Source organism: Burkholderia cepacia ATCC 25416 (genome assembly GCF_001411495.1).
Taxonomy (GTDB): Bacteria; Pseudomonadota; Gammaproteobacteria; order Burkholderiales; family Burkholderiaceae; genus Burkholderia; species Burkholderia cepacia.
Genome location: NZ_CP012981.1, coordinates 441,270 through 465,347, shown reverse-complemented (window position 1 = coordinate 465,347; position 24,078 = coordinate 441,270). Strand labels below are relative to the sequence as shown.

The following is a 24,078-nucleotide window of genomic DNA, read 5'->3' as shown; positions in this document are numbered from 1 at the left end:
GGTGCTGGGTATGAAAGTAGCCGTTCTCGGCGCCGGTGCCTGGGGCACCGCGCTCGCGGGCCATCTGGCCGCGCGGCACGATACGCTTCTGTGGGCGCGCGATGCCGCGCTCATCGCCGGGCTGCAGGCCCGGCACGAAAATTCCCGCTATCTGGACGGCATCGCGCTGCCTGACGCGTTGCGCTACGACGCCGATCTCGGCGCCGCGCTCGCGCACGGCGCCGCGGACGACGCTTTGTGCGTGATCGCCGCGCCGGTGGCCGGGCTGCGCACGCTGTGTCACGCGATGCGCGCCGCGGGCTGCGTGCCCGCGCACATCGTCTGGGTCTGCAAGGGCTTCGAGGCCGACACGCATCTGCTGCCGCACCAGGTGATCGCGGCCGAACTGCCCGAACAGCACAGCAACGGCGTGCTGTCGGGGCCGAGCTTCGCACGCGAGGTCGGGCAGTCGCTGCCCGTCGCGCTGACGGTGGCGAGTACGTCCGCCGAATGCCGCGAGCGCACGCTCGCCGCGTTTCATCACGGCGCGATGCGGATCTATACGGGTGACGACGTGGTCGGCGTCGAGGTCGGCGGCGCGGTGAAGAACGTGCTCGCGATCGCGACCGGTATCGCCGACGGCCTCGGCCTCGGGCTGAACGCGCGTGCCGCGCTGATCACGCGCGGCCTCGCCGAAATGTCGCGGCTGGGCGTCGCGCTCGGCGGCCGTGCGGAAACCTTCACGGGCCTGACCGGCCTCGGCGACCTGATCCTCACCGCAACGGGCGACCTGTCGCGCAACCGCACGGTCGGCCTGCAACTGGCGGCCGGTCGCACGCTGAACGATATCCTCGGCGCGCTCGGCCACGTGGCCGAAGGCGTGCGCTGTGCGCAGGCCGTGCTGGCCATCGCGCGGGCGCAGTCGATCGAAATGCCGATCACCGAAGCCGTGTGCGGCGTGCTGTTCGACGGCATCGCGCCGCGCGACGCCGTCAGTGGCCTGCTGCGGCGCGACGCGCGCGCCGAGTAGCGCGGCCGGGCGCCGCCCGGTGCCGTGTTCGCCGCGGGCGCGCGGCGTCAAAGCGCGCTACGCTTGAACAGTCTCCGGCGCTCCGGGAGGTTGTCATGCTGCAGATCCATTCCACCACGCTCGACGCGCAGGTCGTCGACATCACGACGCTCGATGTCGACGCGATCGTCAACGCCGCGAACGGCTCGCTGCTCGGCGGGGGCGGCGTCGACGGCGCGATCCACCGCGCGGCCGGCCCCGGCCTGCTCGCCGAGTGCCGCACGCTCGGCGGCTGCGACACGGGCGACGCCAGGCTCACGCGCGGCCACGGGCTGCCGGCGCGCTACGTGATCCATGCAGTCGGGCCCGTGTGGCATGGCGGCGGGCGCGGCGAGGCCGACCTGCTCGCGTCGTGCTACCGCCGCGCGATCGAGCTGGCCGAGGAGGTCGCGGCGACGTCGATCGCGTTCCCGGCGATCAGCTGCGGAATCTATCGCTATCCGGCCGAAGAAGCCGTCGACATCGCCGTGGGCACCGTCGCCGAAATGCTGCCGCAGGCGCCGAACCTCGCACGCGTGGTGTTTGCGTGCTTTTCCCCCGACATCTACGACCTGTACCGTGCGCGGCTCGCGCGGACGTGACGCCTTCCGCGGGGCGGGACGCGCCGTCCCGGTGTCATGCGCCGCCTTCGAAACCGGCCTGGCGCCACGCCTCGAACACGACCACCGCGACCGTGTTCGACAGGTTCAGGCTGCGGTTGTCCGGCCGCATCGGCAGGCGCACGCGCTGTTCGTTCGGGAAGCGCTCGAGCAGTTCGGCGGGCAGGCCGCGCGTCTCCGAGCCGAACACGAACCAGTCGCCGGGCAGGAATGCGTGATCGTGGAAGCGGCCCGAGCCGCGTGTCGTGAACGCGAACATTCGCGCCGGATCGGGCGTTTCCGCCGCGATGAACGCGTCCCAGTCGCGGTGTACGCGCATCTGCGCATACTCGTGATAGTCGAGGCCCGCGCGGCGCATCCGCGCGTCGTCGAGCGGGAAGCCGAGCGGCTCGATCAGGTGCAGGCGCGCGCCCGTGTTGGCGCACAGGCGGATCACGTTGCCGGTGTTCGGCGGGATTTCGGGGGCGACGAGGACGACGTTGAACATGTTTCGGTTTGGCTGGGCCGGCCGGGGCGGCGCTACGCGCGCGTTCCCGGCCGGCCGGTTCGTGACGGCCGCCGCCGTGTCCGGTCGGTCGGCCTCTCTATTTAATTAATCCCTGGCGGTGCGCAGCGCAACCAGATTCGTCACGCGTGCGGCGCCCGCCGCCTTCAGTGCGTGCGCGGCGGCCGCGAGCGTCGCGCCGGACGTCATCACGTCGTCGACGAGCGCAACGTGGCGGCCGGCGACGCCGCCCGCCACCGCGAATGCCGCGATCACGTTGTCGCGCCGTGCGTGCCGGTCGAGCCGCGACTGCGGCGCGGTGTCGGCGACGCGTGCGAGCAGTGCCGCATCCGCGCGCACCCCGAGCCGCCGCGCGAGCGGGCGCGCGATCGCCCACGCCTGGTTGTAGCCGCGCGCGACGAGCCGCCGGTGCGACGGCGGCACCGGCGCCACCAGGTCGAAGCCGCGGGCGCCGGGCGTATCGTCGATCAGCCGCGCGAGCCGTGCCGCGAATTCGGCGCCGAGCGCGAGTTGCCGGTGAAACTTCAGGCCGCGCGCGAGCCCGTCGAGCGGCGCGCGGTAATCCGCCAGCGCGAGCGTCGAATCGAACGGCGGCGGTGCCGCACGGCACGCGTCGCAACGGTACGCGTCCGCACTGCCGGCGCGAGCGCCGCGGGACCGGTGCGAACGCGGTTGCCCGATGCCCAGCGGTATCGCGCAGACGCCGCAGCGTAGCCGCGCTTCGTTCCAGTACGCGGCGTCGCAGGCGACGCAAATCATCGTGTGTGACAAATTGCCGCACAGTGCGCAGCAATTCGGCAGCGCGACCGCGGCGACGCGCGCGGCCAGCGCGCGAACCTGCGACAAAGCGACGCGCATCGTGCGCCGGGCGGAACTGCGGATCATCGCAACACTCCTGACACCCCGCCTCAATGAAGCCCGCGGGGCGAGCGAGTATACTTCGGGCTCTTCGCCAGTGTGCCCGACATGTCCCCAGCTTCGACTTCAACCGGCCGTCCGGCCAATGACGCAAGGCGCCTGCGGCGGATCTTCGACCGCCGCGCCGCCACGTTCGACGCGGTCGCGTTCCTGCCGCGCGAGATCGCGCAGCGGATGAACGAGCGCCTCGAATACATCAAGGTAAGCCCCGCGGCCGTGCTGGACGCGGGCTGCGGCCCGGGGGACGACCTGCCGGCGCTGCGCGCGCGCTTTCCGGAGGCACCCGTATTCGGCGTCGACCTGTCCGGCGCGATGCTCGCGCGAGCCGGTCAGCGTGAGGTCGAACAGACGAGCTGGCGCCGCTGGCTGCCGGCCTCGCTCGGCCGTGCGCTGGGCCAGCGCGGCCCCCGCGTCGCCCAGGCCGATTTCGCCGCGCTGCCGTTCCCGGGCGGTGCGTTCGACCTGATCTGGTCGAATCTCGCGCTCCACTGGCATTCGCGTCCGGACACGGTGCTGCCCGAATGGCAGCGCGTGCTGCGCGTGAACGGGCTGCTGATGTTCAGCACGCTCGGCCCCGACACGCTGCGCGAACTGCGCGCGGCCTGCGCGGATGCGGAAGCGGCGCTCGGCATTGCGCCGCCCGCCGCGCGCGTGATCGATTTCGTCGACATGCACGACCTCGGCGACATGCTCGTCGAGAGCGGCTTCGAGATTCCCGTGATGGATCAGGAAGTGCTGACCGTCACCTACAAGACCCCCGACTCCCTGCTGGCCGACGTGCGCCGCTGGGGCGCCTATCCGTTCGAGCGCGAGGCGCCGCAGCGCGCGACCCGGCGCTTTCGCGCGGCGCTCGGCGACGCGCTGGAGGCGCGCCGGCGCGCGGATGGCACGATCGCCCTGACGTTCGAAGTGATCTACGGCCACGCGTGGAAGGCCGTGCCGCGCACGACCGCCGAGGGGCACGGGATCGTGCGCATCGAGGACATCGGAAAGGGGCGTCCGAAGAATCGGTAGAGCGGTAAAGAGGGGTTTTGTTATGTCTGAAATTAGCGGCGCAAAGCGGGGTCGAATTGGCGCCTGAAATGGCCGGAAAGCTTGTCGCGCTTGGCTTGCGGGGCGATAGCCGCTTGCTTGTGGATGCCATTGAACCCGCCTATAATGCGTCAGCTTGTCGTCCCGGGGTCCCCGCAATACGGGGCGACGAGTCCGATGCAGGCATGCATCGCATGCCATTCGCGTGAGGCGGCGATGGAAGCAGCGAGGGTTTTGGCGGAGACGACGAACGGCGAGCCGGTCCTCGAAGACTGGCTGATGAAACGCAACTGTTCGGCGTCGCCGCGCCAGTTCGTGCTGTTTTACGCGTCGCTCGCGGGCTTCTCGCTGGTGATCGCGACATTGCTGATGTGGCGGGGGGCCTGGCTCGTCATGCCCTTCACCGGAATCGAGTTGCTGGCGGTGGGTGTCGCATTTGCGATCTATGCTCGCCATGCGGTCGATTACGAACGCATCAGGCTGTATCCGCACCGGCTCGTGATCGAGCGGATGGATGCGGAGCGGCTCACGCAGATCGAATTCAACCCGCGCTGGGTGCGGGTCGAGCCGGGTGCGACGCCACGCGATCCGATTCGGCTGGTATCGCGCGGGCAGACCGTCGTAATCGGGCAGCATCTCGCGCAGTACAAGCGTGCGCAGTTCGCGGACGAACTGCGCGCATCGCTCAGGCGCTGCGGCTGACGAGGCGCGGGCACTGGCCGGAAACGGGCCGGAGGCTTGCGACGGGGGAGGGTTTGAATGGAAATTTTGGGTAAGGATGCTATGAAAACAATCAAGCGAGCCCTCACGGGCGTGCTGGCATGCAGCGGATTGCTCTTTGCCGGTGCCGCCCTGGCGGTCGGTGATAGCCCGGGCGGCCCCCGCGTCAACGAGATCAACTTTCAGCCGCCGGTCACGAAAATCGCCGAGGAGCTCTACGATCTCCACACGATGATGCTGATCCTGTGTACGGTGATCTTCGTCGGCGTGTTCGGCGTGATGTTCTATTCGATCTTCGCGCACCGCAAATCCAAGGGCCACAAGGCCGCCAATTTCCATGAAAGCACGACCGTCGAGATCATCTGGACGATCGTGCCGTTCGTCATCGTCGTGCTGATGGCGCTGCCGGCGACGAAGGCCGTCGTCGCGATGAAGGACACGACCAACGCCGATCTCACGATCAAGGTCACCGGCTACCAGTGGAAGTGGGGCTACGACTACGTGAAGGGCCCGGGCGAGGGCATCGGCTTCCTGTCGACGCTCAGCACCCCGCGTGACGAAGTGATGGGCAAGAAGCCGATCACCGACACCTACCTGCAGGAAGTCGACAACCCGCTCGTCGTGCCGGTCAACAAGAAAATCCGCATCATCACGACCGCGAACGACGTCGTCCACTCGTGGTACGTGCCCGCGTTCGGCGTGAAGCAGGATGCGATCCCCGGCTTCGTGCGCGACACGTGGTTCAAGGCCGACAAGGTCGGTACGTTCCGCGGTTTCTGTACCGAGCTGTGCGGCAAGGAACACGCGTACATGCCGGTCGTCGTCGAAGTCCTGTCGGACGAAGACTACGCGAAGTGGGTCACCGCGCAGAAGGCCAAGCTGGCCGGCGCCGCAGTCGATCCGAACAAGGTCTACACGATGGCCGAACTCGTCGCGCACGGCGAGGAAGTCTACAAGGCGAACTGCGCGGCCTGCCACCAGGCGAGCGGCAAGGGCCTCGGCGCATTCCCGGCCATGGACGGCAGCCCGATCGTGAACGGCCCGATCGCCGGCCACGTCGAGCGCGTGCTGCACGGCAAGGGCGCGATGCCGTCGTGGGCGTCGCTGTCGGATCTCGACATCGCTTCGGTCATCACGTACGAACGCAACTCGTGGGGCAACCACAAGAACGACCTGCTGCAGCCGAAGCAAGTGGCCGACGCGCGTAACGGCAAGATGCCGGAAGACACCGCAGGCGCCGCAGCACCGGCCGAAGCGGCTTCGGCGCCGGCGCAAGCCGCGTCGGGCGCAGCCGAACAGCCGGCGGCAGCGTCGGCATCGGCCGCACTGTCGACGATCTACTTCGAGACGGGCAAGAGCGTGCTGCCGGCCGACGCGAAAGCGGCGATCGCCGCTGCGGCCGACTATGCGAAGGCACATCCGGACGCGAAGCTCGCGCTGTCGGGCTTCACCGACAAGACGGGCTCGGCCGACGCGAACGCCGAACTGGCGAAGCATCGCGCGCAAGCCGTGCGCGACGCGCTGAAGGCAGCAGGCGTGGCGGAAGACCACATTATTCTCAAAAAGCCGGAAACGATCACGGGCGGGGCGGACGCGAAGGAAGCCCGGCGTGTCGAGATCGGGCCGGCGGCTTGACGTGTCGCTGAGTTAGTCGACGTATTCGCATTAGGAGATTCTCATGTCTAGCATCGGGCACGACGTAGCCGCGGACCACGCGCACGACGACCACGCGCACGAAATGCCGCACGGCTGGCGGCGCTGGCTGTTCGCCACCAACCACAAGGACATCGGTACGCTGTACCTGCTGTTCTCGTTCATCATGTTCCTGTCGGGCGGCGTGATGGCCCTCGGCATCCGGGCCGAGCTGTTCGAGCCGGGCCTGCAGATCATGCGTCCGGAGTTCTTCAACGAACTCACGACGATGCACGGCCTGATCATGGTGTTCGGCGCGATCATGCCGGCGTTCGTCGGCTTCGCGAACTGGATGATTCCGCTGCAGATCGGCGCATCCGACATGGCGTTCGCGCGGATGAACAACTTCAGCTTCTGGCTGCTGCCCGTCGCTGCCGTGCTGCTGGTCGGTTCGTTCTTCGCGCCGGGCGGCGCGACGGCCGCCGGCTGGACGCTCTACGCGCCGCTGTCGACGCAGATGGGCCCGGGCATGGACTTCGCGATCTTCGCGGTGCACATCATGGGTGCGTCGTCGATCATGGGCGGGATCAACATCGTCGTGACGATCCTGAACATGCGCGCACCGGGCATGACGCTGATGAAGATGCCGATGTTCGCATGGACGTGGCTGATCACGGCGTACCTGCTGATCGCGGTGATGCCGGTTCTGGCGGGCGCGATCACGATGGTGCTGTTCGACCGTCACTTCGGCACGTCGTTCTTCAACGCGGCAGGCGGCGGCGACCCGGTGATGTACCAGCACATCTTCTGGTTCTTCGGCCACCCCGAGGTGTACATCATGATTCTGCCGGCGTTCGGGATCGTGTCGCAGGTGATCCCGGCGTTCGCACGCAAGACGCTGTTCGGCTATAGCTCGATGGTGTACGCGACGGCTTCGATCGCGATCCTGTCGTTCATGGTCTGGGCGCACCACATGTTCGCAACGGGCATGCCGGTCACCGGCCAGCTGTTCTTCATGTACGCGACGATGCTGATCGCGGTGCCGACGGGCGTGAAGGTGTTCAACTGGCTCGCGACGATGTGGCGCGGCTCGATGACCTTCGAAACCCCGATGCTGTTCGCGATCGGCTTCCTGTTTGTGTTCACGTTCGGCGGTCTCACGGGCCTGATGCTCGCGATGGCGCCGCTCGACATCCAGTATCACGGCACCTACTTCGTGGTGGCGCACTTCCACTACGTGCTGGTGGCCGGCTCGCTGTTCGCGCTGTTCTCGGGCTGGTACTACTGGGCGCCGAAGTGGACGGGCTGGATGTATAACGAGACGCGCGGCAAGATCCACTTCTGGTCGTCGATGATCTTCTTCAACCTGACGTTCTTCCCGATGCACTTCGTCGGTCTCGCCGGCATGCCGCGTCGTTATGCGGACTACCCGGCGCAGTTCACGGACTTCAACCAGGTCGCGACGATCGGCGCATTCGGCTTCGGCCTCGCGCAGGTGTACTTCCTGTTCGCGGTCGCGCTGCCGGCCTACCGTGGCGGCGGCGAGCTGGAAAAGGCGTCGGACAAGCCGTGGGACGGCGCGACGGGCCTCGAGTGGACGGTGCCGAGCCCGGCTCCCTTCCATACGTTCGAGCAACCGCCGCACGTCGAATAAGTTTCACCCTGCGCTCCGCCGTTGCCTGCCGCGCAGGCAGGCGCGGCGGGCGCGGAATTGAAATGTCAGCGAAGTTTCAGATGAACCGGAATCCACAACAAAGACGAACGCCCGAGCAGATCCGCGCGGGCAACAAGCGGCTCGGCCTCATCCTGCTCGTCATCGCCGCCGTTTTTTTTGTGGGTGTCGTGATCAAGCAGTGGTGGCTGTCCACTCACTGATGCAGCAACAGACGCAGTAGCGAGGAAGTTGTCGTATGTCGAAGCCGGAAGAGGGCGCCGTCGATCGCGCGTTCAATCGTTCGATGCTGGTGAAGCTCTTCGTCGTGGCCGGGCTGATGTTCGGTTTCGGCTTCGCGCTGATCCCGATGTACCGGGCGATCTGCCAGATCACCGGCATCAACAACCTGGTGCAGCGCGATGTGAGCGAGCGCGAGGTGAAGAATTCGCAGGTCGACACCAGCCGCACGGTGTCGGTCGAGTTCGACGCGAATGCGCGCGGCCCGCTCGGTTTCAAGCCGGAGCACAACAGCCTCGACGTGCATCCGGGTGAGCTGACGACGATCGTGTACGACGTGACGAACGGGCAGGGCAGGCCGGTCGTTGCACAGGCGATTCCGAGCTACGCGCCGAAGCAGGCGACGGAGTTCTTCAAGAAGATCGAGTGCTTTTGCTTTACGCAGCAGACGCTGGCCGCGAACGAATCGCGCAAGATGCCGGTGGTGTTCGTGATCGATCCGAAACTGCCGAAGGACGTGAAGACGATCACGCTGTCGTACACGTTCTTCGAGCTGAATACGCCGGCCACGCCGGCGCCGGCGCCGGGCAAGACCGCGGCGCAGGGCGCGGCGAAGCCGGACGCATGACGACGGAGGCGGGGCGATGACGGAGGTCAAGCGGGGCGGGTCGTTCGGTCAGGCGCTGAAGGCCGTGCTGTGGTCGTTCTTCGGGGTGCGCAAGCGGCGCGACCTGGAGGCCGACGCGACGCAGCTGAATCCGCTGCACGTGCTGATTGTCGCGTTGCTGGCGGCCGGTGTGTTCATCGGCGTGCTGATCCTGATCGTGCGTGCCGTCGTGGGCTGAGGCGCGCGGCCACGAAAAAATGCAGTGCGCGGCGCCACGGCGCCGCGTGCAGGAAAGAGCGGTGGCGGTCACGCCGCGCAAGAAATAAAGCCGGAGCGGTTTCCGGTACACAAATTGGACAGAAGTGGAGAATCAAGCATGAGCGGTCAAAACCAGACCCCGTACTATTTCGTGCCGCATCCGTCGCACCATCCGATCAGTGCGGCCATCGGCCTGCTGGTCATGCTCGGATCGGCGGCGCTGTGGATCAACGGTCACGACTGGGCGCCGTTTACGGCACTGCTCGGCCTGCTGTGGTTGCTCTTCACGCTGTATCACTGGTTCGGCGACGCGATCGCCGAGTCGGAAGGCGGTCATTACGGCAAGAACGTCGACAAGTCGTACCGCTGGAGCATGAGCTGGTTCATCTTCTCGGAAGTCATGTTCTTCGGCGCGTTCTTCGGCGCGCTGTTCTATGCACGTGAAATCGCGCTGCACCAGCTCGGCAGCCTCGACTACAAGCTGATCTGGCCGGATTTCTCCGCCGTGTGGCCGAACGAAGGCCCGGCAGCACTCGCCGGTCACTTCAAGACGATGGGCCCGTGGCCGATCCCGACGCTGAACACCGCGTTCCTGCTGTCGTCGGGCGTGACGCTGACGATCTCGCACCACGCGCTGCGTGACGACCATCGCAAGAAGGCGATCGCATGGCTGGCCGCGACGCTCGTGTTCGGTATCTGCTTCCTGTTCCTGCAGGGCTTCGAGTACTACCACGCGTACAACGAACTGAACCTGACGCTGAACTCGGGCGTGTACGGTTCGACGTTCTTCCTGCTGACGGGCTTCCACGGCTTCCACGTGTTCCTCGGCGGCACGATGCTCGCGGTGGTGCTGGTTCGGATGATCCGCGGCCACTTCAAGCCCGATCACCACTTCGCATTCGAAGGCGCCGCGTGGTACTGGCACTTCGTCGACGTCGTCTGGCTCGGCCTGTACGTCGTCGTCTACTGGCTGTAAATGGAAAAACGGCCCGCGCAGCAATGCGCGGGCCGTTTTCATTGGTGTCGTGGGCGCGGCAGCGAGGCTGCGAGCGACACCACCCTGGCGCCGCCGCGACTCAGTCAGGCGGCGCTTTTGCTTGGTGGCGCGGCCATGCGGCGAAATGTCACAGCGGCGACCACGGCAACGGCATCAACGCCCGATCGGCAGGCCGGTCGAATGGATCCAGCCCATCCAGTTCGCGATCAGGATGAGCAGGAACAGCGAGACCGACAGCCCGACGCGGGTGGCGAGCGACCAGACCATGCGTTTCGTGTGGCCGCGGTCGTGCATCATGAAGTAGAGCGCCGAGCCCATGCTGGCAATGATGAGGACGAAGGCGATGGGAACGAGTATGTGCATGACACGAACCGGACGGCGGCAATTCGGAAGGAAGAGGATAATTATCGCACTTCGCGTTCCGGCACACGCCGGGCGGGCTGCATGATGAAGATTCGCTGGCTGCCTGCGCTGCTGATTCTCGTCGTCGTCGCGGTCACGATCCGTCTCGGTTTCTGGCAGCGCGACCGCGCGCACCAGAAGGAAGCGCTGCAGGCGAGCATCGAGCGCTACGAGCAGGCGGCGCCCGTCGACGTCGGCCCGCAGCCGATGCCGCTCGCGTCGATCGAGTTTCACCGTGTGCGGGCGAAGGGCCGTTTCCTGCCTGAACAGGCGGTGTTCCTCGACAATCGGCCGTATAACGACCAGCCGGGTTTTTACGTCGTGATGCCGTTTAAACTCACGGGCGGCGGCGTCGTGCTCGTGAACCGCGGCTGGCTGCCGCGCAATATCGCCGATCGCACGGCGATCGAGCCGTTCGCGACGCCCGCGGGCGACGTCGAGATCGTGGGCATCGCGCGTGCCGACGCGTCGCGTGCGTTCGAGCTCGGCGAAGGCGGGTCGGCGGCGCACCAGAAGATCCGGCAGAACCTGGACGTCGCCGCGTATGCGAAGGAAACGGGGCTGCCGCTGCAGCCGTTCGTGATCCAGCAGACGAGCGACGACGGCGACAAGCTCGTGCGCGACTGGCCGGCGGCGACGACCGGCGTCGAGCGCAATTACGGTTACATGTTTCAGTGGTGGGCGATGGCGGCGGCCGCGCTCGGCTTCGGCCTGTACGCCGCGCGGCGTGCGGCGAAGAAGTCGGCCGGCGCGTGAGCGCCATGCCAGGACGCGGCGCCGGCGCCGCGGGTTCGTTTCGAGAGGTCTGATTTGTCCATGCAATCTTCCCGTCAGGGTTCGGCCGCTGCGCCGATGTCGCCGGCGGCCCGCAAGCGCGGCCGCTGGATGCTCGTGCTGCTGGGTCTCGTGTGCGCGGCGCCGATGATCGCGTCGTACTTCACCTATTACGTGATCAAGCCGAAGGGCGGCTCGACGAACTACGGCACGCTGATCGAGCCGCAGCGTCCGATCCCTGCGGATCTGCAGGTGACCGACGAAACCGGCAAGACCGTGCCGCTGTCGTCGCTGCGCGGCGTGTGGCTGTTCGTGATGACCGACCGCAGCGCGTGTGACGACGCATGCGCGCAGAAACTCTATTTCATGCGCCAGATCCGCGTGACGCAGGCGGGCGAGCGGCACCGGATCACGATGGTGTGGCTGCGCAGCGATGCGGGTGCGATGCCGCAGAAGGTGCTGGATGCCTATCCCGACACGCGCCGGCTCGTCGCCGATCCGGCCGCGGTGGCCGCATGGCTGCCGGCCGATGCCGGCACGAAGGACAGCGACCACCTCTACATGGTCGACCCGAACGGCAACCTGATGATGCGTTTCCCGAAGGATCCGAACCCCAGCAAGATCAAGTCGGACGTGACGAAGCTGCTGAAGTGGTCGAGCATCGGCTAAGGCAAGACGAGAGGCAAGGAACCGATGTCGTATCTACTGCAACTCGGCCTGATCGGCCTGTGCATCGCGCTGCTGCCGCTGTCGTACGTGTGGGTGAAGGCCGACGACAACAAGTTTCGCAAGCTGGTGTGGATCACCACCTTCCTGACGCTCGACCTCGTGATGTTCGGCGGCTTCACGCGGCTGACCGACTCGGGGCTCGGCTGCCCTGACTGGCCCGGCTGCTACGGCACGTCGTCGCCGTTCATCGCGCACGCCGCGATCACGGCCGCGCACCAGGCGATGCCGACGGGCCCCGTCAGCATGACCAAGGCGTGGATCGAGATGATCCACCGCTATTTCGCGATGGCGATCGGCGTGCTGATCATCGCGCAGGTCGTGATCGCGTGGTCTGCAAGGCTGCGCCGCCGCCCGCTGCACGTGTCGCCGTGGTGGCCGACGAGCCTGCTGCTGCTGATCCTCGTGCAGGGCGCGTTCGGCGCATGGACGGTCACGATGAAGCTGCAGCCGGTGATCGTCACGATCCACCTGCTGCTCGGCCTCACGCTGCTCGGCACGCTCGGGTGGCTTGCGGCGCGGCAGACGCCGCTGCCGTCGTACGATCCGGAAGCCGGCCGCTATCGCGCGGCCGCGCTCGCGGCGCTCGTGCTGCTGGTCGTGCAGATCGCGCTCGGCGGCTGGGTGAGCACCAACTACGCGGTGCTCGCATGCACCGACTTCCCGACCTGCAACGGCCAGTGGATTCCGCCGATGGACTTCCAGCACGGCTTCCACCTGTGGCGCGCGCTCGGAATGACGAAGGACGGCGACGCGATCACGCAGGACGCGCTGGTCGCGATCCACTGGACGCACCGCACGTTCGCGTTCGTCGTGGTCGCGTATCTGGTCGCGTTCGCGCTGAAGATGCGCCGCTTCGAATCGCTGCGGCGCCCCGCGAACGGCGTGCTGCTGGTCGTCCTGCTGCAGTTCGTGACGGGCCTGACCAACATCGTGCTGCAGTGGCCGCTGCCGGTCGCCGTCGCGCACAACGGCGGGGCTGCGATCCTGCTGCTGCTCGTCGTCATGTTAAACTTTCGCATCCTTTCAAGCCGCCCCGGCCGTGTCGCGCAGCCTGCGCGCGACGCCGCCCCGGCGTGACCGCCCCCATGCAAAGCACCCTCTCCCAATCGCCCGGTAGCCGCTTTTCCCAGTACATGGCGCTGACGAAGCCGCGTGTCACGCAGCTCGCGGTGTTCTGCGCGGTGATCGGCATGTTCCTCGCGACGCCGGGCATGGTGCCATGGCACGTGCTGATCGGCGGTACGGTCGGCATCTGGCTGCTGGCCGGCGCGGCGTTCGCGATCAACTGCCTCGTCGAACAGAAGATCGACGCGATGATGCGCCGTACCGCGTGGCGCCCGTCCGCGCGCGGCGAGATCACGACGCCGCAGATCCTGCTGTTCTCGGCCGTGCTCGGCAGCGTCGGCGCATGGACGCTCTATACGTTCACGAACCCGCTGACGATGTGGCTGACGATCGCCACCTTCGTCGGTTATGCGGTGATCTACACGCTGCTGCTCAAGCCGATGACGCCGCAGAACATCGTGATCGGCGGCGCGTCGGGCGCGATGCCGCCGGCGCTCGGGTGGGCCGCGGTCACCGGCGCGGTGCCGGGCGACGCGTGGATCCTCGTGCTGATCATCTTCGTGTGGACGCCGCCGCATTTCTGGGTGCTCGCGCTGTATCGCCGCAAGGATTACGAGAACGCGGGGCTGCCGATGCTGCCCGTCACGCACGGCGAGAAGTTCACGCGGCTGCACATCCTGCTGTACACGGTGATCCTGTTCGCGGTCACGCTGATGCCGTTCATCTCCGGGATGAGCGGGGCCGTCTACCTGACGAGCGCGGTGCTGCTCGGCGCGGTGTTCCTCGCGTATGCGTGGAAGATCCATCGCGACTATTCGGACGAACTCGCCCGCAAGGCCTTCCGCTACTCGATCGTCTACCTGTCGCTGCTGTTTGCCGCGCTGCTCGTCGATCACTATGCACGCCCGCTGCTCGGCGTGTAACCGCACGGTTTGAACGCAATGCTCCAATCACGGTTCGGGCGCCGCGCGCGCCAAGGCTGGATGCTCGCATGCGCATTCACGGCAGCGCTGCTGCTCGCCGGATGCGACAACGCGCCGAAATTCCAGAATCTCGACATCACCGGCAACACGCAGTTCGGCAGCGACTTCTCGCTGCCCGATACGGCCGGCAAGGTGCGCACGCTCGGCGATTTCAAGGGCAAGGCCGTCGTGATGTTCTTCGGCTATACGCACTGCCCGGACGTGTGCCCGACGACGATGGCCGAGCTGTCCGAAGCGTTGAGACAGCTCGGGCCCGATGCCGCGAAACGCGTGCAGGTGCTGTTCGTCACCGTCGACCCGGAGCGTGACACGCCGGCGCTGCTCGGCCAGTACGTGCCCGCGTTCGATCCGTCGTTCATCGGCCTGCGGCCGGCCGACGAAGCCGCGCTGAAGAAGGTCACGAAGGATTTCCGCGTGTACTACGCGAAGGTGCCCGGCAAGACGCCCGGCAGCTACACGATGGATCACACCGCCGCGAGCTACGTGTTCGACCGCGACGGCAAGCTGCGCCTGTTCGTGCGTGACGGCCAGGGCCCCGGCCCGTGGGTCCACGACCTGAAGCTGCTGGTCGACTGACCGGCAGCCGCCGGGCGCCCGGCCCGGCGTTTCGCGTGACGGCCGCCACGCGCCGTCACCCTGGTTCTCTCCTCGTTGTTGGCATGCGCCGCCCGTCGGGCGGCGTGTCGGCGCGCGCGCATCGCGCACGCGTCGCATGTCGCGTTACGGCAGCGCGGGGACGTTGAAGCCGGATGCGGCGCGCGTGATCCGGAATTCCGTCACGCGATACGTGGCGAGCCCCTCGGTGACGAACGGATCGGTCTTCAGGATCGCGTCCAGCTCGTCGCGATCGATGCGGGCCGCGAGGATCACGCCGCCTTCGCGCGGCACCTTCGGCCCGGCCGCGATGAAGATGCCCTTGTCGAACTGCGGCTGCAGGAATGCGCGATGGCGTTCGAGCGCATCGTCGATGTGTTCGAGCGATGCGGTGTAGTGGATGTCGATGACGTACATGGATGGCCCCCGGAATGGTGCCGGCTCCTCGTGTGCCGGCCAGCCGGTCTTTTTAGCACAGCGGATGCGGGCTGTCGCGCCGCGGGCGGCCGACCGACCGGCGGTTTGCCGCACCCGCGCGTATTCAAGTTGTAAGCCTCGGTGCCGTAAATAAAAAGGCAAGCGTTTGCGCGGGGCGGGCCGTTCGCGCGCAGCGTGCGCATCGACATCGACAAAGGCACGCAGATGAGCAGAATGAGTTTGAACCGCAAGCTGTGGCTCGCGCTTGCGCTGGTATGGATCGGTCTCCTGGGCGTCGGCGCATGGAGCGCGTACGAGACGCGCGCGACGATGCTCGCCGAACGCAAGGCAGGCATCGTGAATCTCGTCGACTCGGCGGCCGGCATCGTGAAGGCGTATCACGCACTCGCGCAGGGCGGCACGCTGCCCGAGGCCGACGCGAAGCGCGACGCGCTCGCGAGCCTGGCCGCGATGCGCTATGGCGATTCGGGCTACGTGTTCGTGATGGACTCGAAGCCGGTCGTGCTGATGCATCCGACGCTGCCGAAGCTGGTCGGCACGCAGGTCGGCGACTATCTCGACCCGGACGGCAAGCCGCTGTTCGTCACGATCCTGAACGCCGCGAAGGAAACCGGCAGCGGCTTCGCCGAGTACCGCGGGCGCCTGCCGCACAGCGAAACCGCCGCGCCGAAGATCAGCTACGTCACGCGTTTCACGCCGTGGGACTGGAACATCTCGAGCGGCGTCTTCCTGAAGGACATCGACACCATCTATTACCGGACGCTGCTCGGCCACCTCGCGGTCGTGCTCGTGATCGGCTTCGTGATCAGCGCGGCGATGCTGGTGATCATCCGCAACGTGCGCGGCAGCCTCGGCGGCGAGCCCGACGAAGCGGCCGCGCTCGCGGCGCGCATCGCGCAGGGCGACCTGACGCAGCCGGTGCCCGTGCGCGCGGGCGACCGTACGAGCATGATGGCCGCGATGCACGACATGCAGGCCCGCCTGCAGGCGACGATCGGCGGGATTCGCCAGTCGGCCGGATCGATCGCGTCGGCGAGCCGCCAGATCTCGGCCGGCAACGACGACCTGTCGCAGCGCACCGAGGAGCAGGCCGCGTCGCTGGAGGAAACCGCCGCGAGCATGGAGCAACTGACCGCGACGGTGAAGCAGAACGCCGACAACGCGCGACAGGCGAGCGGGCTTGCGAACAACGCATCGGAGATCGCGCGCACGGGGAGCGACGTCGTGAACCGCGTGATCGGCACGATGGGCGAGATCGACGACAGCTCGCGCAAGATCGCCGACATCATCGGCGTGATCGAGGGCATCGCGTTCCAGACCAACATCCTCGCGCTGAACGCGGCGGTCGAAGCCGCGCGCGCGGGCGAGCAGGGCCGCGGCTTCGCGGTGGTCGCGGGCGAAGTGCGCTCGCTCGCGCAGCGCAGCGCGACGGCCGCGAAGGAGATCCGCGAGCTGATCGTCGACTCGGTCGAGCGCGTGCGCAACGGCTCGACGCTGGTCGGCCAGGCCGGCACGACGATGGGCGAGATCCTGCAGGCCGTCGCGCGCGTGACCGACATCATGGGCGAGATCGCGGCCGCGTCCGAGGAGCAGGCGAGCGGCATCACGCAGGTCGGGCGCGCGGTCACGCAGATGGATCAGGTAACGCAGCAGAACGCGGCGCTCGTCGAGGAAGCGGCGGCGGCCGCCGCGTCGCTGCAGGAACAGGCCGCGCGGCTGCGCGATGCGGTCGGCGCGTTCCGGGTCGTCGATGCTGACGGCCTGTCGCCGCGCCGGGCCGGCGGGCAGACGCGCGAACCTGCATTCGGCACGAAGGCGGCCGACCATGCGACGGCGGCGTGACGCACACGGGCTGACGCGCATGTCGCTCAAACGCAACTAACGGCCGAGTCGCGCAGCCTTCGCCGGCACCGCTGCGGTGCATACCCATATGAGCGGGATGTATTTCACTTCCCGCCGATCCTGTGACACCATTTGCCCCTTCCTGCGAGTCGGGGCATACCCGTATCGCGCCCCATTTCCAGTAAGCAAGAAAGCGAGAAACAGATGAAGCGTCGCAGTCTCCTGAAGGTATTTTCCGTGCTGGCCACCGGCGCAGCGCTGACGCTGTCGGCAGGCGCGCATGCCGAAGACAAGGTGATCAAGGTCGGCACGGTGGCCGGCCCGGATGCGGAAGTGTGGCAGCTCGTGCAGAAGGTCGCGAAGGAGAAGGAAGGCCTGAACGTGAAGGTCATCGAGTTCAACGACTACGTGCAGCCGAACGCGGCGCTCGATTCGGGCGACCTCGACGCGAACAGCTTCCAGCACCAGCCCTACCTCGACAGCCAGGTGAAGCAGCGCGGCTACAAGATCGTCAGCGCGGGCCTGACCTACATCTCGCCGATCGGCGTGTACTCGAAGAAGTTCAAGACGCTGAAGGACCTGCCGCAAGGCGCGAAGCTCGCGGTGCCGAACGATCCGTCGAACGAGAACCGCGCGCTGCTGCTGCTGCAGACGCAAGGCGTGATCAAGCTGAAGGCGGGCGCCGGCACGGGCGGCAACAACGCGACGGTGCTCGACATCGCCGAGAACCCGAAGAAGCTGAAGATCTCCGAACTCGACGCCGCGCAACTGCCGCGCGTGCTGTCGGATGTCGACGCGGCCGTGATCAACACGAACTACGCGCTCGCCGCGAACCTGCAGCCGACCAAGGACGCGATCGCGCTCGAATCGCTGACGAGCCCGTACGCGAACCTGATCGCCGTGCGCGCGAAGGACAAGGACCAGCCGTGGGTGAAGAAGCTGGTCAAGGCGTACCAGTCGCAGGAAGTGCGGGAATTCATCAAGAAGCAGTTCAAGGGCTCGATGGTCGCGTCGTTCTGAACGCCGCACACCGGCCGGACCGCTGAACGAAAGGGCCTGCATCGCGCAGGCCCTTTTTCATTGGCGCGGCCGGTCGGGGGCCGCGGGATGCCGCGTTCGGCGCCGTCTCACATCTCGCCGCGCCGCGAGCAGATCGACATGATCTGCTGGATCGCATAGTTGTCGCGCACGCCCGGCAGCGACTGCACGACGCACTCGTGAAAGCGCCGCTCGCGCGGCAGCAGCATCGCGTTGTTGCGGTACAGCGCGTCGCACGAGCGCTGGATCAACTGGGCCGCCGCACCGTTGCGGCTCTCGCGCAGCGCATTGAGCATGCAGTCGTCGTATTGCGCGCTGCCGTCGGTCAGCGCGAACGCCGCCCCCGGCAACGCCAGCGCGACAGCCGCGAATGCGATGGCTCGGATCCCCCGTTTCATGTCGCCTCCGATGGCGTGGACTGGGTCGGCCGACAGCATAACGTAAAGCCGCGAGCACGGCTGACGCGTTGCGCCGGGGCCGGCCGAAACCGCCGCCGGCCGGGCTTCGCGCGCGGTGGCGGCGCCCCGGCGGGCGCCGCGGCCCGGCCTCTTCAAGAAAGCTCGGAGTCAGGCGGTGGTCTGCGGAAATGGTATCCTCGTGCGTTCGCCGCTGCGCGCCTTCCCGGGGCGCGCACGGGCCGGCCGCCACCGCGTCGCACGCGTGGCGGCGCCCGCATGACGGCGGCGGGAATCCATCATCCAGAACCGACACAATACGGGGGAGACACACCCATGAAGCGTTTCAAGACTTTCGCGATCCGTTCGATCACGGCCGGCGTGGCCGCGCTCGCGCTGGCCGGTGCCGCGCACGCACAGACCGTCAAGGTGCTGTCGATCGTCGACCACCCGGCGCTCGATGCGATCCGCGACGGCGTGCGCGCCGAGCTGAAGGCGGAAGGTTACGGCGACGACAAGCTCAAGTGGGAATACCAGAGCGCGCAGGGCAACACGGGCACGGCCGCGCAGATCGCGCGCAAGTTCGTCGGCGACCAGCCCGACGTGATCGTCGCGATCGCGACGCCGGCCGCGCAGGCGGTGGTCGCGTCGACGAAGAGCGTGCCGGTCGTCTATTCGGGTGTGACCGATCCGGTCGCCGCGCAGCTCGTGAAGGGCTGGGGCCCGTCGGGCACCAACGTGACCGGCGTGTCCGACAAGCTGCCGCTCGATCGCCAGGTCGCGCTGATCAAGCGCGTCGTGCCCAACGCTAAGACGGTCGGCATGGTCTACAACCCGGGCGAGGCGAATTCGGTCGTCGTCGTGAAGGAGCTGAAGGAAATCCTCGCGAAGCAGGGGATGACGCTGAAGGAAGCGGCCGCGCCGCGCACCGTCGACATCGGCCCGGCCGCGAAAAGCCTGATCGGCAAGGTCGACGTGATCTACACGAACACCGACAACAACGTCGTGTCCGCGTACGAAGCGCTCGTGAAGGTCGCGAACGAAGCGAAGATCCCGCTCGTCGCCGGCGACACCGACAGCGTGAAGCGCGGCGGCATCGCGGCGCTCGGCATCAACTACGGCGACCTCGGCCGCCAGACGGGCAAGGTCGTCGCGCGCATCCTGAAGGGCGAGAAGCCGGGCGCGATCGCATCGGAAACGAGCAGCAACCTCGAGCTGTTCGCGAACACGGGTGCGGCCGCGAAGCAGGGCGTGACGCTCGCGCCGGATCTGCTCAAGGACGCGAAGACGGTCATCAAGTAAGTCGCGGCCCGACCGCCGCGCCTGCAGGCCCGATCCGGGCCTGAACGACACCGCCGGACGGGCGGCTCCCACCCGGGGCCGCCCGTTCGCTTCGCCCGGCCGTACACGTCCGGCCGGGAAGCAACAGGATTTCCCCATCATGTCTCTGTTCTCGTTTCTGGGCGCCCTGGAGATCGGCCTGATCTTCAGCCTCGTCGCCCTCGGGGTGCTGATCTCGTTTCGCATCCTCAACTTCCCCGACCTCACCGTCGACGGCAGCTTTCCGCTCGGCGGCGCCGTCGCCGCGACGCTGATCTCCGCCGGCTACGACCCGTTCAGCTCGACCTGCATCGCGATCGTCGCGGGCGCGGCGGCCGGCTTCATCACCGGCTGGCTCAACGTGCGTCTGAAGATCATGGACCTGCTCGCCAGCATCCTGATGATGATCGCGCTCTATTCGGTGAACCTGCGGATCATGGGCCGGCCGAACGTGCCGCTCATCACCGAGCCGACCGTCTTCACCGTGCTGCAGCCCGACTGGATGCCCGATTACGTGCTGCGCCCCGCGCTGCTCGCGATCGTCGTCGTGGTCGCGAAGCTCGGCCTCGACTGGTTCTTCTCGTCGCAGCTCGGCCTCGCGATGCGCGCGACCGGCGCGAACCCGCGGATGGCGCGCGCGCAGGGCATCGCGACCGGCCGCGCGACGCTCGCCGGGATGGCGCTGTCGAACGCGCTCGTCGCGCTCGCCGGTGCGTTGTTCGCGCAGACGCAGGGCGGCGCGGACATCTCGATGGGGATCGGGACGATCGTGATCGGGCTGGCCGCGGTGATCATCGGCGAAACGCTGCTGCCGGCGCGCCGGCTCGTGCTGACGACGCTCGCCGTCGTGCTCGGCGCGATCGTCTACCGCTTCTTCATCGCGCTTGCGCTGAACAGCGAATTCATCGGGCTGAAGGCGCAGGACCTGAACCTCGTGACGGCCGCGCTCGTCACGATCGCGCTGGTGCTGCCGGCAACGCGCAAGAAGCTGTTCGCGCGCAAGAACGGAGGGGCCTGACATGCTGTCCGCACAAGACCTGAAACTGACGTTCAATCCCGGCACGCCGATCGAGACGCGCGCGCTGCGCGGGCTGTCGCTCGAGATTCCCGACGGCCAGTTCGTCGCGGTGATCGGCTCGAACGGTGCCGGCAAATCGACCTTCCTCAATGCGATCAGCGGCGACCAGGCCGTCGATGCGGGACGCATCTCGATCGACGGCACGGACGTCACGCGCAAGGCCGCGTGGGATCGCGCGCACCTCGTCGCGCGCGTGTTCCAGGATCCGATGGCCGGCACCTGCGAGGCGCTGACGATCGAGGAGAACATGGCGCTCGCGATGGCGCGCGGCGCGCGGCGCGGCTTTCGCGCGGCGCTCGACCGGCCGTCGCGCGAGCTGTTCCGCGACAAGCTGCGGCTGCTGAACCTCGGGCTGGAAAATCGGTTGACCGACCGGATCGGGCTGCTGTCGGGCGGCCAGCGGCAGGCGGTGAGCCTGTTGATGGCGTCGCTGCGGCCGTCGCGAATCCTGCTGCTCGACGAGCACACGGCCGCGCTCGACCCGAAGACGGCCGCGTTCGTGCTGGAGCTGACCGCGCGCATCGTCGCCGAGAGCAAGCTGACGACGATGATGGTCACGCACAGCATGCGGCAGGCGCTCGACTACGGCGACCGCACGGTGATGCTGCACCAGGGGCAGGTCGTGCTCGACGTGTCGGGCGACGCGCGCAAGGGGCTCGACGTGCCGGACCTGCTGCAGATGTTCGAGAAGGTGCGTCACGAGCAGCTCGACGACGACGCGCTGCTGCTCGGCTGACGGGCGGCTGGCGGGCCGGCGCGGCGCGGGGTGTTGCATCGTGCCGGTTCGCGTGAGGGGTGGCGTGCCGGCCCGGCGAGTCGGGTCGGGTCGACAAATCGGCCCGACGAATTGGGGTGGCGCGGCGGGTCGGCAATTCGGCCCGGATGACGGTGGCGCGCATTCGGGTGGTACGATCCGGCCACACCCGCTCCGGTGCGGCGTAACATGACGGCCGCGCCGGCTTTCCCGTCGTTTTTCCTCTGACGAAAACCGGTTTCGCGCCGGTGCTGTGCGACGCGAGCGCATTGCCATATACTGTATATCCATACAGTTGTGGGTGGCGTCATGCTCGCATCCTCCATTTCTCCCGAATCCCTTCATCCGTCGCTGTGGCGCGGTTCCCAGCTCGCGCGCGGCGGCCCGCGCACGATCGATACCGGCTTCGCCCCGCTGTCGGCCGAGCTGCCGGGCGGCGGCTGGCCGGTCGGCGGGCTCGTCGAACTGCTGGCCGCGCAGCCGGGCTGCGGCGAGATGCGGCTGCTCGCGCCCGCGCTCGCACGCACCGTCAGCGCGCGCCGTCCGCTTGCGCTCGTCGCGCCGCCTCAAGCGCCGCATGCAACCGCGCTCGCCAGCCTCGGCGTACCGTCCGACGCGCTGCTGTGGCTGCGCGCCGGCAGCCGCACCGATGCGCTGTGGGCCGCCGAGCAGGCGCTCAAGACGGGGTGCTGCGGCGCGCTGCTGCTCTGGCAGGATGCGCGGCCCGATGCGCTGCGGCGCCTGCATCTCGCGGCCGCGCGCACGGGCGACACGCTGTTCGTGATGCTGCGTCCGCTGTCGGCCGCGCGGCAACCGTCGCCGGCCGTGCTGCGTGTCGCGCTGTATCCGGTGCCGGGCGGCGTGTCGCTCGACATCGTCAAGCGTCGCGGCCCCGCACGCGGCGAGCCGCTCGTGCTCGACCTGCCGTCGCCCATCGTGGAGAGCCGCTATGCGCGTCTTGCTCGGCATCCATCTGCCGCGCCTGCCGCTCGACGTGTGCGCCCCGCCGCCGTCTGACGGCGCGGCGCAACGCGTAGACGAAGCGGACGAAGCAGGCTGCGCGGTGCTCGAGCAGGGTGTCGTGCTGATCGCCGATGCGCCCGCGCGCCGGCAGGGCGTGCGCGCGGGCATGAAGCGCGGCGGCGTGCTCACGCTCGCGCCGCACACGCGGCTCGTCGAACGCGACCCCGCGCGCGAGGCCGATGCGCTGCGCGCGGTCGCGCTCGCGTTGCTGCGCTTTTCGCCGTGCGTCGCGCTCGACGACGAAGCCACGCTGATCGTCGACGTCGGCCCGAGCCTGCGCCTGTTCGGCGGCCTGCCGTCGCTGTGCCGACAGGTGCGCGCGACGCTCGCGGCGCTCGGCTATGCGGCGCGCCTGTCCGCCGCGCCGACCGGGCGGGGCGCGTGGCTGCTCGCGCGCGTGTCGGCCCGTGCACGCATCCGGCGCCGCGTCGCCGGCCAGGTGTCGCTCGTGCGTTCGCTCGACAGGCTGCCGTGCGTGCTGCTGCCCGATGCGCGTCCGTATGCGGGCTGGTTCGACGGCCTCGGCTGCCGCACGCTCGCCGACCTGCGCAACCTGCCGCGCGCGGGGCTGCAGCGCCGCTGCGGTCCCGCGTTGCTGGCCGCGCTCGATCGCGCGTACGGCGATGCGGTCGAGCCGCTCGCATGGATGGCGGTGCCGCCCGTGTTCGACGTGCGGCTCGAATTGCCGGAGCGCGTCGAATACGCGGAAGCCGTGCTGTTCGCCGCGCGGCGGCTCGTCGTGCAGCTGTGCGGCTGGCTGGCCGCACGGCAGCTGTCGCTGGCCGCGATGACGTTCGATCTCGAACACGAGCGCGGCCGCCAGGCCGTGCCGCCGACGCCGCTCGAACTCGCGTTCGCCGCACCCGTGCGCGACGAGACGCACTTCATGCGGCTGCTCGGCGAGCGGCTCGCGCGCGTCGAGTTGCCGGCCGCGGTGATCGCGGTGCGTCTGAAGGCCACGCGCGTCGAATCGGTCGCGCCGCCGGCCGACGATCTTTTCCCCGAGCCGGGCGGCACGAAAGAGACGCGCGCGCGGCTGTTCGAGCTGCTGGTCGCACGGCTCGGCGCGGAGAACGTGCTGCGCGCGGCACCCGTTGCCGATCACCGGCCCGAGGCCGCGAACCGCTGGCTGCCGCTCGATGCGCAGGCCGGCAAGCCGGCCGGCGGGCCGCCGGCCGTGCCGCCGAGGCCCGCATGGTTGCTGGACGAGCCGCTGCCGCTGTTGATGCGGGGGGAGCGGCCGGTGTTTCATACGCCGCTCAGGATGATGTCGTCGGTGGAACGGATCGAGGCCGGGTGGTTCGATGGCCAGCTCGCCGCACGCGATTACCACGTCGCGCAGGACGAAACCGGTGCGTGCTACTGGGTGTTCAAGGAGCGGGCAGCGCGCGAGGCCGAGCCGCGCTGGTTCCTGCACGGCCTGTTCGGGTGAACGG

The 24,078-nt window shown here is 68.1% G+C and carries 27 protein-coding genes; 22 read left to right on the top strand and 5 right to left on the bottom strand.

Annotation, left to right across the window (positions count from 1 at the left end):
- Positions 1 to 10: 10 nt before the first annotated feature.
- Positions 11 to 1,009, top strand: coding sequence for an NAD(P)H-dependent glycerol-3-phosphate dehydrogenase (locus tag APZ15_RS02145; protein ID WP_027789057.1), 999 nt, complete (start codon positions 11 to 13; stop codon positions 1,007 to 1,009).
- A gap of 95 nt (positions 1,010 to 1,104) precedes the next feature.
- Complete coding sequence (locus APZ15_RS02140) at positions 1,105 to 1,629, top strand: O-acetyl-ADP-ribose deacetylase (protein WP_027789058.1); 525 nt, start codon at positions 1,105 to 1,107, stop codon at positions 1,627 to 1,629.
- A 34-nt stretch (positions 1,630 to 1,663) separates the two neighbouring features.
- On the opposite strand, the gene trmL is transcribed toward APZ15_RS02140, so the two are convergent.
- Together trmL and APZ15_RS02130 are read right to left on the bottom strand one after the other, a co-directional pair.
- A complete protein-coding gene (trmL, locus tag APZ15_RS02135) occupies positions 1,664 to 2,134 on the bottom strand; it encodes a tRNA (uridine(34)/cytosine(34)/5-carboxymethylaminomethyluridine(34)-2'-O)-methyltransferase TrmL (protein WP_021164234.1) in 471 nt (156 codons plus the stop codon).
- Between the two features lie 105 nt (positions 2,135 to 2,239).
- Positions 2,240 to 3,037 carry a ComF family protein gene (locus APZ15_RS02130; RefSeq protein ID WP_027789059.1) on the bottom strand — a complete coding sequence of 266 codons (798 nt, stop codon included), beginning with the start codon at positions 3,035 to 3,037 and terminating at the stop codon, positions 2,240 to 2,242.
- Between the two features lie 81 nt (positions 3,038 to 3,118).
- Between APZ15_RS02130 and APZ15_RS02125 the strand changes: the two genes are divergently transcribed.
- From APZ15_RS02125 to APZ15_RS02095, 8 genes are all read left to right on the top strand, one after another.
- Positions 3,119 to 4,084, top strand: a complete 966-nt coding sequence (locus APZ15_RS02125) for a methyltransferase domain-containing protein (RefSeq protein WP_027789060.1) — start codon at positions 3,119 to 3,121, stop codon at positions 4,082 to 4,084.
- Positions 4,085 to 4,279: 195 nt separating this feature from the next.
- A complete protein-coding gene (locus APZ15_RS02120; RefSeq protein ID WP_021163744.1) occupies positions 4,280 to 4,804 on the top strand; it encodes a DUF2244 domain-containing protein in 525 nt (174 codons plus the stop codon).
- 57 nt (positions 4,805 to 4,861) lie between these two features.
- Positions 4,862 to 6,457 (top strand): cytochrome c oxidase subunit II, encoded by a 1,596-nt coding sequence (gene coxB / locus APZ15_RS02115; protein ID WP_027789062.1) that lies wholly within the window; start codon positions 4,862 to 4,864, stop codon positions 6,455 to 6,457.
- Between the two features lie 43 nt (positions 6,458 to 6,500).
- The gene (gene ctaD, locus APZ15_RS02110; protein ID WP_014895962.1) at positions 6,501 to 8,108 is read left to right on the top strand and encodes a cytochrome c oxidase subunit I; all 1,608 of its coding nucleotides are present in this window, start codon (positions 6,501 to 6,503) and stop codon (positions 8,106 to 8,108) included.
- An 80-nt stretch (positions 8,109 to 8,188) separates the two neighbouring features.
- Positions 8,189 to 8,329 carry a cytochrome oxidase small assembly protein gene (locus tag APZ15_RS40650; protein ID WP_027789063.1) on the top strand — a complete coding sequence of 47 codons (141 nt, stop codon included), beginning with the start codon at positions 8,189 to 8,191 and terminating at the stop codon, positions 8,327 to 8,329.
- A 35-nt stretch (positions 8,330 to 8,364) separates the two neighbouring features.
- Positions 8,365 to 8,973, top strand: coding sequence for a cytochrome c oxidase assembly protein (locus APZ15_RS02105; RefSeq protein ID WP_011353276.1), 609 nt, complete (start codon positions 8,365 to 8,367; stop codon positions 8,971 to 8,973).
- Positions 8,974 to 8,989: 16 nt separating this feature from the next.
- Positions 8,990 to 9,190, top strand: coding sequence for a DUF2970 domain-containing protein (locus APZ15_RS02100; RefSeq protein WP_021163748.1), 201 nt, complete (start codon positions 8,990 to 8,992; stop codon positions 9,188 to 9,190).
- A gap of 138 nt (positions 9,191 to 9,328) precedes the next feature.
- Complete coding sequence (locus tag APZ15_RS02095) at positions 9,329 to 10,186, top strand: cytochrome c oxidase subunit 3 (RefSeq protein WP_027789064.1); 858 nt, start codon at positions 9,329 to 9,331, stop codon at positions 10,184 to 10,186.
- 174 nt (positions 10,187 to 10,360) lie between these two features.
- On the opposite strand, the gene APZ15_RS02090 is transcribed toward APZ15_RS02095, so the two are convergent.
- Positions 10,361 to 10,570: a twin transmembrane helix small protein gene (locus APZ15_RS02090; protein ID WP_011353273.1), complete on the bottom strand. Its 210-nt coding sequence runs from the start codon at positions 10,568 to 10,570 to the stop codon at positions 10,361 to 10,363.
- 84 nt (positions 10,571 to 10,654) lie between these two features.
- Here APZ15_RS02090 and APZ15_RS02085 point away from each other — a divergent pair, with 84 nt between their 5' ends.
- Genes APZ15_RS02085 through APZ15_RS02065 form a run of 5 tightly spaced genes read left to right on the top strand, consistent with a single transcriptional unit; the run spans position 10,655 to position 14,736 of the window.
- On the top strand, positions 10,655 to 11,365 hold the full coding sequence (locus APZ15_RS02085) for an SURF1 family protein (RefSeq protein ID WP_027789065.1): 711 nt from the start codon (positions 10,655 to 10,657) through the stop codon (positions 11,363 to 11,365).
- Between the two features lie 60 nt (positions 11,366 to 11,425).
- Positions 11,426 to 12,052, top strand: coding sequence for an SCO family protein (locus tag APZ15_RS02080; protein ID WP_027789066.1), 627 nt, complete (start codon positions 11,426 to 11,428; stop codon positions 12,050 to 12,052).
- A gap of 24 nt (positions 12,053 to 12,076) precedes the next feature.
- A complete protein-coding gene (locus APZ15_RS02075; protein WP_021163752.1) occupies positions 12,077 to 13,189 on the top strand; it encodes a COX15/CtaA family protein in 1,113 nt (370 codons plus the stop codon).
- Positions 13,190 to 13,197: 8 nt separating this feature from the next.
- A complete protein-coding gene (gene cyoE, locus APZ15_RS02070) occupies positions 13,198 to 14,100 on the top strand; it encodes a heme o synthase (protein WP_006477738.1) in 903 nt (300 codons plus the stop codon).
- 18 nt (positions 14,101 to 14,118) lie between these two features.
- On the top strand, positions 14,119 to 14,736 hold the full coding sequence (locus APZ15_RS02065) for an SCO family protein (protein ID WP_027789067.1): 618 nt from the start codon (positions 14,119 to 14,121) through the stop codon (positions 14,734 to 14,736).
- A 144-nt stretch (positions 14,737 to 14,880) separates the two neighbouring features.
- Here APZ15_RS02065 and APZ15_RS02060 read toward each other — a convergent pair whose 3' ends face one another.
- On the bottom strand, positions 14,881 to 15,171 hold the full coding sequence (locus APZ15_RS02060; protein WP_021163754.1) for a YciI family protein: 291 nt from the start codon (positions 15,169 to 15,171) through the stop codon (positions 14,881 to 14,883).
- Positions 15,172 to 15,396: 225 nt separating this feature from the next.
- Between APZ15_RS02060 and APZ15_RS02055 the strand changes: the two genes are divergently transcribed.
- Both APZ15_RS02055 and APZ15_RS02050 read left to right on the top strand, forming a co-directional pair.
- Positions 15,397 to 17,034 (top strand): methyl-accepting chemotaxis protein, encoded by a 1,638-nt coding sequence (locus APZ15_RS02055; protein WP_027789068.1) that lies wholly within the window; start codon positions 15,397 to 15,399, stop codon positions 17,032 to 17,034.
- Between the two features lie 204 nt (positions 17,035 to 17,238).
- Positions 17,239 to 18,054: a MetQ/NlpA family ABC transporter substrate-binding protein gene (locus APZ15_RS02050; RefSeq protein WP_027789069.1), complete on the top strand. Its 816-nt coding sequence runs from the start codon at positions 17,239 to 17,241 to the stop codon at positions 18,052 to 18,054.
- 107 nt (positions 18,055 to 18,161) lie between these two features.
- Here the strand turns inward: APZ15_RS02050 and APZ15_RS02045 are convergent, their stop codons facing one another.
- Positions 18,162 to 18,470 (bottom strand): VF_A0006 family four-cysteine protein, encoded by a 309-nt coding sequence (locus APZ15_RS02045; RefSeq protein ID WP_021164244.1) that lies wholly within the window; start codon positions 18,468 to 18,470, stop codon positions 18,162 to 18,164.
- Positions 18,471 to 18,803: 333 nt separating this feature from the next.
- On the opposite strand from APZ15_RS02045, the gene APZ15_RS02040 reads away from it, so the two are divergent.
- The 5 genes from APZ15_RS02040 (at position 18,804) to APZ15_RS02020 (ending at position 24,074) form a co-directional block, all read left to right on the top strand.
- A complete protein-coding gene (locus APZ15_RS02040) occupies positions 18,804 to 19,769 on the top strand; it encodes an ABC transporter substrate-binding protein (RefSeq protein WP_027789070.1) in 966 nt (321 codons plus the stop codon).
- Positions 19,770 to 19,908: 139 nt separating this feature from the next.
- The gene (locus APZ15_RS02035) at positions 19,909 to 20,805 is read left to right on the top strand and encodes an ABC transporter permease (RefSeq protein ID WP_027789071.1); all 897 of its coding nucleotides are present in this window, start codon (positions 19,909 to 19,911) and stop codon (positions 20,803 to 20,805) included.
- Position 20,806: 1 nt separating this feature from the next.
- A complete protein-coding gene (locus tag APZ15_RS02030; RefSeq protein WP_021163153.1) occupies positions 20,807 to 21,601 on the top strand; it encodes an ABC transporter ATP-binding protein in 795 nt (264 codons plus the stop codon).
- A 327-nt stretch (positions 21,602 to 21,928) separates the two neighbouring features.
- Positions 21,929 to 22,636, top strand: coding sequence for a translesion DNA synthesis-associated protein ImuA (gene imuA / locus APZ15_RS02025; RefSeq protein ID WP_027789072.1), 708 nt, complete (start codon positions 21,929 to 21,931; stop codon positions 22,634 to 22,636).
- Positions 22,569 to 24,074, top strand: coding sequence for a Y-family DNA polymerase (locus tag APZ15_RS02020; RefSeq protein WP_027789073.1), 1,506 nt, complete (start codon positions 22,569 to 22,571; stop codon positions 24,072 to 24,074). Before imuA ends, APZ15_RS02020 begins: the two co-directional genes overlap by 68 nt.
- Positions 24,075 to 24,078: the final 4 nt, after the last annotated feature.

Coding starts and splice junctions, on each gene's coding strand:
- APZ15_RS02130 (WP_027789059.1), bottom strand. CDS start 3,037: ATGATCCGCAGTTCCGCCCGGCGCACGATGCGCGTCGCTTTGTCGCAG.
- APZ15_RS02020 (WP_027789073.1), top strand. CDS start 22,569: ATGCGCGTCTTGCTCGGCATCCATCTGCCGCGCCTGCCGCTCGACGTG.
- APZ15_RS02045 (WP_021164244.1), bottom strand. CDS start 18,470: ATGAAACGGGGGATCCGAGCCATCGCATTCGCGGCTGTCGCGCTGGCG.
- APZ15_RS02140 (WP_027789058.1), top strand. CDS start 1,105: ATGCTGCAGATCCATTCCACCACGCTCGACGCGCAGGTCGTCGACATC.
- APZ15_RS02060 (WP_021163754.1), bottom strand. CDS start 15,171: ATGTACGTCATCGACATCCACTACACCGCATCGCTCGAACACATCGAC.
- APZ15_RS02145 (WP_027789057.1), top strand. CDS start 11: ATGAAAGTAGCCGTTCTCGGCGCCGGTGCCTGGGGCACCGCGCTCGCG.
- trmL (WP_021164234.1), bottom strand. CDS start 2,134: ATGTTCAACGTCGTCCTCGTCGCCCCCGAAATCCCGCCGAACACCGGC.
- APZ15_RS02035 (WP_027789071.1), top strand. CDS start 19,909: ATGTCTCTGTTCTCGTTTCTGGGCGCCCTGGAGATCGGCCTGATCTTC.
- APZ15_RS02100 (WP_021163748.1), top strand. CDS start 8,990: ATGACGGAGGTCAAGCGGGGCGGGTCGTTCGGTCAGGCGCTGAAGGCC.
- APZ15_RS02090 (WP_011353273.1), bottom strand. CDS start 10,570: ATGCACATACTCGTTCCCATCGCCTTCGTCCTCATCATTGCCAGCATG.
- APZ15_RS02105 (WP_011353276.1), top strand. CDS start 8,365: ATGTCGAAGCCGGAAGAGGGCGCCGTCGATCGCGCGTTCAATCGTTCG.
- APZ15_RS02030 (WP_021163153.1), top strand. CDS start 20,807: ATGCTGTCCGCACAAGACCTGAAACTGACGTTCAATCCCGGCACGCCG.
- APZ15_RS40650 (WP_027789063.1), top strand. CDS start 8,189: ATGAACCGGAATCCACAACAAAGACGAACGCCCGAGCAGATCCGCGCG.
- APZ15_RS02075 (WP_021163752.1), top strand. CDS start 12,077: ATGTCGTATCTACTGCAACTCGGCCTGATCGGCCTGTGCATCGCGCTG.
- imuA (WP_027789072.1), top strand. CDS start 21,929: ATGCTCGCATCCTCCATTTCTCCCGAATCCCTTCATCCGTCGCTGTGG.
- APZ15_RS02085 (WP_027789065.1), top strand. CDS start 10,655: ATGAAGATTCGCTGGCTGCCTGCGCTGCTGATTCTCGTCGTCGTCGCG.
- APZ15_RS02120 (WP_021163744.1), top strand. CDS start 4,280: ATGCAGGCATGCATCGCATGCCATTCGCGTGAGGCGGCGATGGAAGCA.
- APZ15_RS02095 (WP_027789064.1), top strand. CDS start 9,329: ATGAGCGGTCAAAACCAGACCCCGTACTATTTCGTGCCGCATCCGTCG.
- coxB (WP_027789062.1), top strand. CDS start 4,862: ATGGAAATTTTGGGTAAGGATGCTATGAAAACAATCAAGCGAGCCCTC.
- APZ15_RS02055 (WP_027789068.1), top strand. CDS start 15,397: ATGAGCAGAATGAGTTTGAACCGCAAGCTGTGGCTCGCGCTTGCGCTG.
- cyoE (WP_006477738.1), top strand. CDS start 13,198: ATGCAAAGCACCCTCTCCCAATCGCCCGGTAGCCGCTTTTCCCAGTAC.
- APZ15_RS02080 (WP_027789066.1), top strand. CDS start 11,426: ATGCAATCTTCCCGTCAGGGTTCGGCCGCTGCGCCGATGTCGCCGGCG.
- APZ15_RS02040 (WP_027789070.1), top strand. CDS start 18,804: ATGAAGCGTTTCAAGACTTTCGCGATCCGTTCGATCACGGCCGGCGTG.
- ctaD (WP_014895962.1), top strand. CDS start 6,501: ATGTCTAGCATCGGGCACGACGTAGCCGCGGACCACGCGCACGACGAC.
- APZ15_RS02125 (WP_027789060.1), top strand. CDS start 3,119: ATGTCCCCAGCTTCGACTTCAACCGGCCGTCCGGCCAATGACGCAAGG.
- APZ15_RS02050 (WP_027789069.1), top strand. CDS start 17,239: ATGAAGCGTCGCAGTCTCCTGAAGGTATTTTCCGTGCTGGCCACCGGC.
- APZ15_RS02065 (WP_027789067.1), top strand. CDS start 14,119: ATGCTCCAATCACGGTTCGGGCGCCGCGCGCGCCAAGGCTGGATGCTC.